Origin of the sequence: Noviherbaspirillum soli, assembly GCF_015352955.1 — a bacterium.
Classification (GTDB): domain Bacteria; phylum Pseudomonadota; class Gammaproteobacteria; order Burkholderiales; family Burkholderiaceae_D; genus Noviherbaspirillum_A; species Noviherbaspirillum_A soli.
Genome location: NZ_JACYOX010000040.1, coordinates 36,488 through 46,570, shown reverse-complemented (window position 1 = coordinate 46,570; position 10,083 = coordinate 36,488). Strand labels below are relative to the sequence as shown.

Sequence of the window (10,083 nt, the reverse complement as noted above, 5' to 3'; positions counted from 1 at the left end):
TGACGCCGGATCAGCGTCATCGTGGCCAGGCGGACCAGCTGCTGGCCCATCGCAAGGCGGTCTATCAAGCCGCCCGGGCCGCCAAGCCGCAGCGCTGGGCAGGCGCCGTGCGCCATTGGGATCTTGACGAGGTGGTGTATCTGAACCCCGAGCGAAAGGAGGCTTTGCCGGCCGCGATGCCACGTGCTGCATGACTAATTTGGCGACAACTACCTTGACACATACCGCTTCGCCAAAAAAAGTAACCAAAAAAAGGCGACCCCGACTGTGCCGCCCCGCTGCGCGGGGTTCCCGTGCCGTCGATGCCCCGAGCGGGGCGCGGCTAAACTCGCTGCGCTGCGCTTCGCTCAGACAGACGCCGCACCTTTTCCCGCTCGAGGCATCGCCGACACGGCGGTACACAGACGGGGACCCTAACTGCAACGGCAACGGCAACGGCAACGGCAACCGCAACCGCAACCGCAACCGCAACCGCAACCGCGAAGCGCGCCAGCCCGCTATCAAATCCTCGGCAGCCCGGCCGTCATCTGCCGCATCATCGCAAAGCCGTCCGCAAACAGCCGCTCCAGCGGCACCGCGAGATAGGGCAGCGTCAGCGCCAGCATCAGGAAGCCGACCGTCAAGGTCACCGGGAAGCCGACGCCGAACAGGTTCAGCTGCGGCGCGGCGCGGGTCAGGATGCCCAATGCGATGTTGGTGATCAGCAGGCCCGCCACCACCGGCAGCGCCAGTTGCACGCCGGCGCTGAAGATGCGGCCGCCCCAGCCGGCCAGCTGCCGGAACAGGTCGCCGCCCATCGGCATCGCGGTGACAGGCATGGTGGTGAAACTGTCGACCAGCGTCGACAGCACCACCAGGTGCAGGTTGGCGGCGAGGTAGACCATCAGCGTGATCAGGGACAGGTACTGGCTGATCGCCGACGAGCGGCCGGCCGACTGCGGGTCGAAGAAGGTGGCGAAGCCCAGGCCCATGGTCATGCCGCACAGCTCGCCGGCCAGTTCCACCGCGGTGAACACGATGCGCATCGCAAAGCCCATCGCAATGCCGATGATGAACTGCTGCGCCAGCACCAGCACGCCGGTCATGGACATCGGGTCCATCTGCGGCAGCGCGGCCACGGTGGGCGCGACAATGGCCGACAGCAGCAGGCCCAGGGCCACCTTGACGCGGGCCGGTATGCTGCGGTTGCCAAACAGCGGCGCGGCGGCAAGCAGGCCCATGATGCGGGTGAAGGGCCAGAGGAAGCCGGCAATCAACGCATTGATGTCCAGGCTGTTGATGGTGATCATGCGCTCGCGGCGGCCTTCTTCAGCCCACCATGCCGGGTATGCCGGTCAGCATCTGGCGCATGTAGTCCAGCATCACCGACAGCATCCACGGACCGGCCACCACCAGCGCCACGAAAATGCCGATCAGCTTCGGAATGAAGGACAGGGTGGCTTCATTGATCTGGGTGGCGGCCTGGAAGATGCTGACCACCAGGCCGATGATCAGGGCCACCAGCAGCATCGGCGCGGCCACCATCAGGGTGACCTCCATCGCATGGCGGCCCAGGGACATTACGCTTTCGGGAGTCATCGAGTGTTTCCTTGTTGCCTGGCTTGCGCCATCAGTAAAAGCTCTGCGCCAGCGAGCCGATCAGCAGCTGCCAGCCGTCCACCAGCACGAACAGCATCAGCTTGAAGGGCAGCGACACGATGGCCGGCGAGACCATCATCATGCCCATCGACATCAGCACGCTGGCCACCACCATGTCGATGATCAGGAAGGGGATGAAGATGGCGAAGCTGATCTGGAACGCGGTCTTGAGTTCGCTGGTGATGAATGCCGGCACCAGGATGCGCAGCGACACGTCTTCCGGGCCTTGCAGCTGCGCATTGCCCGACAGCTTTACATACAGCGCCAGGTCGGACTGCCGGGTCTGCTTCATCATGAACTCCTTCAGCGGCCCGGCGCCGGTGTCGAGCGCCTGCTGCATCGTGATCTTGTTTTCCGACAGCGGCAGATAGGCATTCGCATAGATCTTGTCCAGAACCGGCCCCATCACGAACAGCGACAGGAACAGCGCCAGGCCCACCATCACCTGGTTGGGCGGCGCGGTCTGCGTGCCCAGCGCCTGCCGCAGCAGCGACAGCACGATGATGATGCGGGTGAAGCTGGTCATCATCAGCAGCGCCGCCGGGATGAATGTCAGCCCGGTCAGCAACAGCATGGTCTGCAGGCTGAGGGTGTAGTTCTGGCCGCCGTTGGCGGTCGGGGTGGAGGTCAGCGCCGGCAGGCCTTGCGCGAAGGCGCACAGCGGCAACAGCGCCGCGCCGATGACCAGGCCGCGAGCGACCCACTTAGTTTGCATTGCGTTTCTCGATTGTCTGCTTCAGCCATGCGCTGAAATTGGGGGCGCCGGGCAGTGCCGCGGCGCCTTGCTGCTGTTCCTGGCGCGGCATGTCGGCCAGCTTGCTGACCTGGCCGGGCGCCACGCCGATCACGATCCACTGGTCGGCCACTTCCACCACCATCACCCGTTCGCGGTTGCCGACCGACACGCCGCCGACGATCTTTACCACCGAGCCGCCTGCCAGCCGGCCGCCGCCGACCCGCTTCAACACCCAAAGCGCGCCGGCCAGCAGGCCCAGCACCACGACCAGGCCGAAGATCACCTGCACCAGGCTGCCGGCGGAGGAGGGCGCGCTGGTCACGGTGGCGCTCGCCGGCGCAGGCGCTTGTGCGGCCGCGGCCGGCGATGCGGCCGCCGCCGCCGGTGCCGAAGCCGGCGCCGGCTGGGTAGCCACGGTCGCCGCAGGCGTTGCCGCTTCCTCGGCCGCGGCTGTGCCGGCAACCAGCGTCAGCGTCAGCGCCAGGACCAGCCCGTGGATCACCCTCATTTGTTGAGCTTGCGGATGCGTTCCGACGGGGTAATGATGTCCGTCAGGCGGATGCCGAACTTGTCATTGACCACCACCACTTCGCCCTGTGCAATCAGGCAGCCGTTGACCAGCACGTCCATCGGCTCGCCGGCCAGGCCGTCCAGTTCCACCACCGAGCCCTGCGCCAGCTGCAGCAGGTTCTTGATGGCGATCTTGGTGCGTCCCAGCTCCACGGTGAGCTGGACCGGGATATCGAGGATGAAGTCGATGTCGTTGTGGGTGCTGCGGCTGCCGGCGCCGGAAAATTCCTGGAAGATCGTGGCGCTCGCAGCCTGGGCGCGCATCGCGTTTTCCTCTGCCTGCGCCTGTTCCGCAATGGCTGCGCCCCAGTCGTCTTCGGCAATGATCTGGGTAGTTGGGTCATTGGACATTGTCATCTCCTGGGGTCGCTTCATGCGAACTGTTGATCATGCGCTCGACGCGCAATGCGTACTGGCCGTTGATTTTGCCATACGAGCATTCCATCACCGGCACGCCGTCGACCTTGGCTTCCACGGTCGGCGTGAGGTTGAAGGGAATCACGTCGCCGGCCTTCATGTTGAGGATGGCGCCCAGCGTGGTGCGGGCCTGGCCCAGGTCCACCACGAGCTCGACTTCGGCGCCCTGGATCTGCTGCGTCATCAGGCGGATCCAGCGCTTGTCCACTTCCAGTGTCTCGCCCTGCAGGCTGCTGGTGAGCAGGTCGCGGATCGGCTCGATCATGGAATAGGGCATGCAGAAGTGCATCTCGCCGCTGACCGGGCCCAGCTCCACGGTGAAGGTGGTGGCCACCACCACTTCATTGGGCGTGGCGATATTGGTGAACTGGGTGTTCATCTCCGAGCGTATGTACTCGAACTCCACCGGGTACACCGGCTCCCATGACTTCGCATAGGACTCGAAGACGATGTTCAGGATGCGCTGGATGATGCGCTGCTCGGTCTGGGTGAAGTCCCGGCCTTCGACCCTGGTATGAAACCGGCCGTCGCCGCCAAACAGGTTGTCCACCATCAGGAAGACCAGGTTGGGGTCGAGCACCATCAGCGCGGTGCCGCGCAGCGGCTTCATGTGGACCAGGTTCAGGTTGGTGGGCACCACCAGGTTGCGGATGAACTCGCTGTACTTCGACACCCGCACCGGGCCGATCGACACCTCGGCGCTGCGATGCAGGAAGTTGAACAGGCCGATCCGCAGCAGCCGCGCAAAGCGCTCGTTGATGATTTCCAGCGTCGGCATGCGGCCGCGCACGATCCGTTCCTGGGTGGCCAGGTTGTACGGCCGGACGCTGGAAGTGTCGACCTGGGTGGTGCTTTCGTCGATGTCTCCGCTGACGCCCTTCAGAAGGGCGTCGACTTCATCCTGCGACAGAAAATTTTCGGCCATGGCTGGGTTACTGGATCACGAAGGCGGTGAAGAACACGTCCGACACATTCAGTGGCTGCCCGCCGGCAGCGAAGGGTTGCTTCAACTGGGCGATGATTTCCTCGGCCAGCTTCTTCTTGCCTTCCACTGTCGAGATCTCCGCGCTGCGCTTGGACGACAGCAGCAGCAGCACCCGGCTGCGCACCTGCGGCAGATAGAGCTTGATCGCATCGACGTCGGCCTGGCTGCCGACCTGGAGCGTGAACGCAGTCTGCAGGAACTGCTCGCCGCCGTCGGCCTGCAGGTTCACGGTGAACGGGTCCATCTGGGCAAACACTGGCGGCGCGGCCGGCGCCGCCTTGGCAGGCGCCGCTTCTGCCTGCGCCTCGTTCTTGTGACCGAGGAAGTACCAGGCGCCGCCACCGCCAGCGCCGAGCAGTACGACCGCTGCGCCGATGATGATGAACAGCTTGGATTTGGACTTGGCGCCGCCTTCCGCCTGTGCGGGCTTGGCGGCGGCTTTGGATGTGGCCATCTGCGTTCCTTGACTATGCAATTCGGGTTGCTGCAATTATCGGGAAGATCGGGGCAAGGGAATGCGGAGATTAAGGGGAGGATAGGTGCGCATATCGTGGCTTGGGCGGAAGTGGTTGTGGATTTGCCATTGCGGATGGCAATCCGCAAGCAGCAGTGTTTCGGTCAAGGCGTCTCCGGGCAGCTTGCCTGCCTGGGCAATACCAGGCTCTTGCCGGCTTGCTTGGCCTGGTACATCCAGCCATCTGCTTCATGGATCAATGCGGAGGGGGTCTGGCCGGAACCGGGTCCGTAGACCGCGATGCCGATGCTGGCACTGACGCGTGCCTGTCCGTGCTGCAGCAGCAACGGAGCGCTCAGCCTTGCCAGGATCTTTTCAGCCACGACATGGCCATCGGCCGCGCCGGGGCTCAGGTCTTCCAGCACCACCACGAATTCATCGCCTGCCAGCCGCACCACGCTATCGGTTTGGCGGACGCTTTGCAGCAGCATGGCCCCTGCATGTCTCAGCAGCTCATCTCCTGCCTCGTGTCCAAGGGTGTCATTGACTGCCTTGAAGCCATCTAGGTCCAGGAAGAGCAGGGCAAGCGGCTTGCCGCTGCGGTCGGCCCGCGCCAGCGCCTGGGGGAGCAGTTCCGTGAAGGCGCGCCGGTTCAGCAGCCCGGTCAGGGCATCACGCCTGGCCTCCCGTTCCCGCTCGGCCTCCATGGCCTTGCGCTGCGTGATGTCATGCAGGAAGGCGCTGAACGTCGTGCGTCCGCACATGTGCAGCGCTGTGGCGCAGAGTTCGACCACCAGCGCTGTGCCATCCTTGCGCTGCGCCGGCACTTCCAGGCGCTTGTTCAGGGCGACCTCGACGCCGGTCCTGAGGTAACGCGCCATGCCCTGCCTGTGTCGCTCGCGCATTCCGTTTGGAATGATCAGATTTTCGAGAGGCTGGCCGAGCGCTTCCGCGGCTGACCAGCCGAACGTGGATTCAGCCTGCTGGTTCCAGGTCATCACCCGGCCTTCCTCGTCCGTGCTCACATAGGCGTCATATGCATTCTCGATGACCATGCGCAGTTCGGCTTCCCGGCCAAGCACTTCCTCCGTTCTCTGGCGGACCGTTTCTTCCAGGTTGCGCCGCAAGGCAGCCAGGGCGAGCTCGGTCTGCTTGCGGGCATCGATGTCCTGAATGATGGAGATGAAGTACTCCAGCCGGCCGTCCTCTCCGGACTTCCTGGTCAAGTTGAGGTCGATCCATATGAACTGGCCGTCCTTGCGACGATAACGCTTTTCGATCTGATACTGGCTGATTTGTCCGGCTTGCAGTTGCCGCATCAGGTCGAGGTCTGCATGGAGCTCGTCCGGATGGGTGATGTCCTGAAAGGTCAGGCGCTGCAGTTCATCGGGCGAGTAGCCGACAATCCGGCACAGCGCCTGATTGACCGTGAGCCAGCCGCCGTCCGGCGCTACCTGCGCGATGCCGACCGAGGCGAGGTCGAACATCTCTTCGAACTGGGCGGCATTGGCCCGCAATGCGGCATCGGATCGGTCAACTTCCAGCCTGCTGCGCTCTACGGCCTCCCGCATCTGCACCTGTTTCATCGCCAGCGCGGCAAGATCGGACAGGGTATCCAGTTCTTCCTGAGTGAAGAAGCGTGGCTGGCTGTCCAGTGCGCAAAGCGTGCCGATTGCCTGCCCATTCCGGGTTCTGATCGGCACCCCGGCATAGGCCCGGATGTCGGGCGCGCCTGTCACCAAGGGGTTATCCGCAAAGCGCGCATCGGCAGTTGCATCCGGCACCACCAGCAGCTCTGTTTCAAGAATGGCATGCGCACAGAAGGCCTGTTCGCGCGGCGTATGGTCTACCTCCACGCCTACCCGCGACTTGAACCATTGGCGTTTCTCATCCACCAGGGTGATCAGCGCAATCGGCACGCCGAGGGCGCGGGCAACCAGCCGGGTGATGCGGTCGAATGCCGGTTCGGGAGCGGAATCGAGCAGGTCAGTGGAATGCAGGGCCCTGAGACGCAGGGCCTCATCGGCAGGCAAGGAAGCAGCAGGCATGGAACAACTCTGGAATCCAAAGCGCTATTCTGCCATGTAATGCACGGAGGAAATTTTTTGAGAAGGGTGAGTGTATCTTTTTTTGAGGGCAAGATACCATTTTGGCTATTTCATTGCCATCTGCCATGTTCCGCCGCCGGGCTGGGGCGGCGACCGCGAAAGCGAAAGCTCTATCGACGGTGCTGCCGTATCACAGGGCATCGCATCAGGAAGGCTGGTGACAGTGGGTGCCCGAAGAGCTGAACCGTGGCGGGAAATGGGAACTGGCGGAAGCGGTGAGATTCGAACTCACGAACGGGTTACCCCGTCGCCAGTTTTCAAGACTGGTGCCTTCAACCACTCGGCCACGCTTCCTCTGGGAAGCCGGCATTATGCCACAGCGACACTGTGCCGCAATAAAATTGATGGCGGCATGCAATGGCGCTCAAGCCACGTCACCCGCAGTTACTGCCACCGGAACTAATTGCAATTTTTGCTACCCAATCCTACCTAACATCAGGAGAGGTCATCATGAAAATGCGGAAAATCACGTTGATGGTATTGCCCATGCTGTTTGCAACCGGAGCCGCGCTGGCGCAGGCGCCGGAGAGCACGATCCGGGAGAGCACCGATCCGGCCAGGATCGCCGAGGTCGAACGGCGGGCCGAGGCGCTGCGCAGCGGACAAGCCTCGTCCGCAACGCCGACCATGCAGCAGCGCATGCACGGCAACATGGCGGACGATATGCGCGGCGAACGTGGCCATATGCATGGCGGCAAGGGCCATCATCACGGCGGCCGGGCGCATCATCGCGGCATGCATGGCGACCATCCGAGAGCCGCGCCGGGTTCCGGCGGCGCGGCAAGGTAATCCAGGAATGCGCGGCCGGCAAGCCGTCCGCGCATTCAGCCATGGGCCTAGCCTGCCGATCTGGGCTGGTCCTTCTGCTGTTCCGACTGGCGGCGGGTTTCCTCCACCTTGTCGCCCACCTGCTTGATCATTTCGTCCGTCTCCCGTTCTCCGGGGCCTTTCTCGCCGCTGCCTACATCGGCTTCAGCTGGCATGTGCGTGATCGGTTTCTGCATTGCGCTCTCCAAATGTTGATGATTCATACACGAGTTAAGATACGCATGCTGTCATATAGTTCGATGCGCATGCAGGGCACGACCGGGCGCAATGGCCGGCGCTGCGATGCAGGCGTCGGTTGCGCTCCGCTTCAATAACCTGAAACCCATAACGGCCGGTCCAGGCCTCTTCACGGAAGGATGACGATGCAAACCAATGATGACCTCGGCAAGCTGGTGCTGCGCGCCACGCTGGCCATCCTGATCCTGTTCCATGGTGTTTCCAAGCTCATTACCGGCGTCGACCCTATCATGGGCATGCTGTCCAAGGCCGGGCTGCCATCCGGGCTGGCCTTTCTGGTGTACGTGGGCGAAGTGATTGCGCCGCTGATGATCCTGTTCGGCATCTGGGCGCGGCTGGGGGCCGTGATTGTTGCGATCAACATGATCGTGGCGGTGGCGCTGGCGCATGGCGCGCAGTTCTTCACGATGGGCAAGACGGGCGGCTGGGCGCTCGAACTGCAGGGTTTCTACTTCTTCACCGCGCTGGCAGTGGCGCTGCTCGGCGCCGGCCGCTACAGCATGGGCGGTATTTCCGGACGCTGGAACTGAGCCGGCGGCATGGTCTGCCTGCCACCGGCCCGGTGGCAGGCATTCAGGGCGCGGCGTATGCGGGGGTGCCGATCAGCATGCCGACGTTGGCCCGCACTTCATTCATCTGTTCCGCCTTGGCCAGCCTGACCAATGCCAGCAGGGACTGGCGATAAAGATACTGTTCGCGCGCGGTGCGCATGCCCGCGGCTTCGATGAGAGTGCTGATTGCCTGGTCCGTGTCCCGCGAGGTATGCATGTCAAAGTCCGTGAACTGGGTGAACTGGATAAGGAGAGTGTTGGTGAGCCACTGTTGACGAAGGCCGCTGCCAGAGGTCACAGCGGGAATCTTAAGTAGATCCTTCGGGAAATGCTTGACCGAAATCAACCACACAGACCGGCTGTTGCGCGCTTTCCGCGTTTCGATGCGTGTACGCATAAAGGTGTTTTCGAACTGCTAACGAATCTGTTTTCAGGTTGGCAATGAAGCGCCGCGCGGCGGTTGCGCGGGCTGTTTTGCAGAGTTGCCGGCACAGCGCTTACCATGTCGCTTGTTAACCGATGGAGATCACATGACTGAAGCATTGACTGACCTGGTGCGGGGCATGCCCAAGGCCGAACTGCATATGCATATCGAAGGCTCGCTGGAACCCGAACTCATCTTTGAACTGGCCGAGCGCAATGGCGTGACGCTGCCCTATGCATCGGTGGACGACCTTCGGCGCGCCTATGCCTTCACCGACCTGCAGTCCTTCCTCGACATTTATTACGCCGGCGCCAGCGTGCTGCAGACCGAGCGCGATTTCTATGACATGACCTGGGCCTATCTGGAGCGGGCGCATGCCGACAACGTGCTGCACACCGAAATATTCTTCGACCCGCAAACCCATACCGAGCGCGGCATCGGCTTTCCGGTCGTCATCAGCGGCATCCACCGCGCGCTGACGGACGCAAGAAAGCAGTGGGGCATGAGCGCCTCGCTGATCCTGTGCTTCCTGCGGCACCTGTCGGAAGAGGCGGCATTCGCCACGCTGGAAGAGGCGCTGCCGCATCGCGACAAGTTCATCGGCGTCGGGCTGGATTCGTCCGAACGCGGCAATCCGCCGGAGAAGTTTGCCCGCATCTTCGCGCGCTGCCGCGAACTGGGCCTGCGACTTGTGGCCCATGCCGGCGAGGAAGGGCCGCCGGAATACATCTACACTGCGCTGGACGTGCTGCATGTCGAGCGCATCGACCATGGCGTGCGCTGCCTGGAAGACCCGGCGCTGACGGCGCGCCTGGCGCGCGAGCAGATTGCGCTGACGGTCTGCCCGCTGTCCAACGTCAAGCTGCGGGTGTTCGACAAGATCCATGACCACAACATCCTGGAACTGCTCGACGCCGGCATCGCGGCCACGGTCAATTCCGACGACCCGGCCTATTTCGGCGGCTATGTGAACGACAACTATGTCGCGCTGTTCGAGTCGCTGCCGCTGACCCGCGACCATGCCTGGCGGCTTGCGCGCAACAGCTTTGCCGCGGCCTTCCTGGATGACGATACCAAGGCGGCCTATTTGCGCGCGGTCGACGACTGGTTCGCCACCGCTTGAGATAGCGCAGCA

Annotated in this window: 13 protein-coding genes, 1 tRNA gene and 1 pseudogene; 4 read left to right on the top strand and 11 right to left on the bottom strand. The window is 63.2% G+C overall.

Annotated features, from left to right (window positions below):
* Window positions 1-194, top strand: a pseudogene (locus tag IGW04_RS21810) (hypothetical protein); the annotation flags it as partial.
* 306 nt (window positions 195-500) lie between these two features.
* Here the strand turns inward: IGW04_RS21810 and fliR are convergent.
* From fliR to IGW04_RS21765, 9 genes are all read right to left on the bottom strand, one after another.
* Entirely contained in the window at window positions 501-1,289 is a 789-nt protein-coding gene (gene fliR / locus IGW04_RS21805; RefSeq protein WP_194715210.1) for a flagellar biosynthetic protein FliR, read from the bottom strand.
* A 19-nt stretch (window positions 1,290-1,308) separates the two neighbouring features.
* Window positions 1,309-1,578, bottom strand: coding sequence for a flagellar biosynthesis protein FliQ (fliQ, locus tag IGW04_RS21800; protein WP_194715209.1), 270 nt, complete (start codon window positions 1,576-1,578; stop codon window positions 1,309-1,311).
* Between the two features lie 31 nt (window positions 1,579-1,609).
* Window positions 1,610-2,353, bottom strand: a complete 744-nt coding sequence (gene fliP / locus IGW04_RS21795; protein ID WP_194715208.1) for a flagellar type III secretion system pore protein FliP — start codon at window positions 2,351-2,353, stop codon at window positions 1,610-1,612.
* A complete protein-coding gene (gene fliO / locus IGW04_RS21790; RefSeq protein ID WP_194715207.1) occupies window positions 2,343-2,882 on the bottom strand; it encodes a flagellar biosynthetic protein FliO in 540 nt (179 codons plus the stop codon). The genes fliP and fliO overlap by 11 nt, the downstream gene beginning before the upstream one ends.
* Entirely contained in the window at window positions 2,879-3,295 is a 417-nt protein-coding gene (gene fliN, locus IGW04_RS21785; protein ID WP_194715206.1) for a flagellar motor switch protein FliN, read from the bottom strand. Before fliN ends, fliO begins: the two co-directional genes overlap by 4 nt.
* Entirely contained in the window at window positions 3,285-4,286 is a 1,002-nt protein-coding gene (gene fliM, locus IGW04_RS21780; RefSeq protein ID WP_194715205.1) for a flagellar motor switch protein FliM, read from the bottom strand. Before fliM ends, fliN begins: the two co-directional genes overlap by 11 nt.
* Before the next feature lie 7 nt (window positions 4,287-4,293).
* On the bottom strand, window positions 4,294-4,800 hold the full coding sequence (fliL, locus tag IGW04_RS21775; RefSeq protein ID WP_194715204.1) for a flagellar basal body-associated protein FliL: 507 nt from the start codon (window positions 4,798-4,800) through the stop codon (window positions 4,294-4,296).
* A gap of 164 nt (window positions 4,801-4,964) precedes the next feature.
* Entirely contained in the window at window positions 4,965-6,848 is a 1,884-nt protein-coding gene (locus IGW04_RS21770; protein WP_194715203.1) for a PAS domain S-box protein, read from the bottom strand.
* Window positions 6,849-7,112: 264 nt separating this feature from the next.
* A tRNA-Ser gene (locus IGW04_RS21765) sits at window positions 7,113-7,202 on the bottom strand.
* 156 nt (window positions 7,203-7,358) lie between these two features.
* Between IGW04_RS21765 and IGW04_RS21760 the strand changes: the two genes are divergently transcribed.
* Window positions 7,359-7,697 (top strand): hypothetical protein, encoded by a 339-nt coding sequence (locus IGW04_RS21760; RefSeq protein WP_194715202.1) that lies wholly within the window; start codon window positions 7,359-7,361, stop codon window positions 7,695-7,697.
* Between the two features lie 47 nt (window positions 7,698-7,744).
* Here the strand turns inward: IGW04_RS21760 and IGW04_RS21755 are convergent, their stop codons facing one another.
* Window positions 7,745-7,912 (bottom strand): hypothetical protein, encoded by a 168-nt coding sequence (locus tag IGW04_RS21755; RefSeq protein ID WP_194715201.1) that lies wholly within the window; start codon window positions 7,910-7,912, stop codon window positions 7,745-7,747.
* Window positions 7,913-8,098: 186 nt separating this feature from the next.
* Here IGW04_RS21755 and IGW04_RS21750 point away from each other — a divergent pair, with 186 nt between their 5' ends.
* Window positions 8,099-8,503 carry a DoxX family protein gene (locus tag IGW04_RS21750; RefSeq protein WP_194715200.1) on the top strand — a complete coding sequence of 135 codons (405 nt, stop codon included), beginning with the start codon at window positions 8,099-8,101 and terminating at the stop codon, window positions 8,501-8,503.
* 43 nt (window positions 8,504-8,546) lie between these two features.
* On the opposite strand, the gene IGW04_RS21745 is transcribed toward IGW04_RS21750, so the two are convergent.
* Complete coding sequence (locus IGW04_RS21745; RefSeq protein ID WP_194715199.1) at window positions 8,547-8,921, bottom strand: hypothetical protein; 375 nt, start codon at window positions 8,919-8,921, stop codon at window positions 8,547-8,549.
* 133 nt (window positions 8,922-9,054) lie between these two features.
* Here IGW04_RS21745 and IGW04_RS21740 point away from each other — a divergent pair, with 133 nt between their 5' ends.
* Window positions 9,055-10,071 (top strand): adenosine deaminase, encoded by a 1,017-nt coding sequence (locus IGW04_RS21740; RefSeq protein WP_194715198.1) that lies wholly within the window; start codon window positions 9,055-9,057, stop codon window positions 10,069-10,071.
* Window positions 10,072-10,083: the final 12 nt, after the last annotated feature.

What these genes read in the sequence shown, in the direction of transcription:
- IGW04_RS21750 (WP_194715200.1), top strand. Translation starts at nt 8,099, where the DNA reads ATGCAAACCAATGATGACCTCGGCAAGCTGGTGCTGCGCGCCACGCTG.
- fliQ (WP_194715209.1), bottom strand. Translation starts at nt 1,578, where the DNA reads ATGACTCCCGAAAGCGTAATGTCCCTGGGCCGCCATGCGATGGAGGTC.
- IGW04_RS21760 (WP_194715202.1), top strand. Translation starts at nt 7,359, where the DNA reads ATGAAAATGCGGAAAATCACGTTGATGGTATTGCCCATGCTGTTTGCA.
- IGW04_RS21740 (WP_194715198.1), top strand. Translation starts at nt 9,055, where the DNA reads ATGACTGAAGCATTGACTGACCTGGTGCGGGGCATGCCCAAGGCCGAA.
- fliO (WP_194715207.1), bottom strand. Translation starts at nt 2,882, where the DNA reads ATGAGGGTGATCCACGGGCTGGTCCTGGCGCTGACGCTGACGCTGGTT.
- fliP (WP_194715208.1), bottom strand. Translation starts at nt 2,353, where the DNA reads ATGCAAACTAAGTGGGTCGCTCGCGGCCTGGTCATCGGCGCGGCGCTG.
- fliR (WP_194715210.1), bottom strand. Translation starts at nt 1,289, where the DNA reads ATGATCACCATCAACAGCCTGGACATCAATGCGTTGATTGCCGGCTTC.
- IGW04_RS21755 (WP_194715201.1), bottom strand. Translation starts at nt 7,912, where the DNA reads ATGCAGAAACCGATCACGCACATGCCAGCTGAAGCCGATGTAGGCAGC.
- IGW04_RS21745 (WP_194715199.1), bottom strand. Translation starts at nt 8,921, where the DNA reads ATGCGTACACGCATCGAAACGCGGAAAGCGCGCAACAGCCGGTCTGTG.
- fliM (WP_194715205.1), bottom strand. Translation starts at nt 4,286, where the DNA reads ATGGCCGAAAATTTTCTGTCGCAGGATGAAGTCGACGCCCTTCTGAAG.
- fliL (WP_194715204.1), bottom strand. Translation starts at nt 4,800, where the DNA reads ATGGCCACATCCAAAGCCGCCGCCAAGCCCGCACAGGCGGAAGGCGGC.
- IGW04_RS21770 (WP_194715203.1), bottom strand. Translation starts at nt 6,848, where the DNA reads ATGCCTGCTGCTTCCTTGCCTGCCGATGAGGCCCTGCGTCTCAGGGCC.
- fliN (WP_194715206.1), bottom strand. Translation starts at nt 3,295, where the DNA reads ATGTCCAATGACCCAACTACCCAGATCATTGCCGAAGACGACTGGGGC.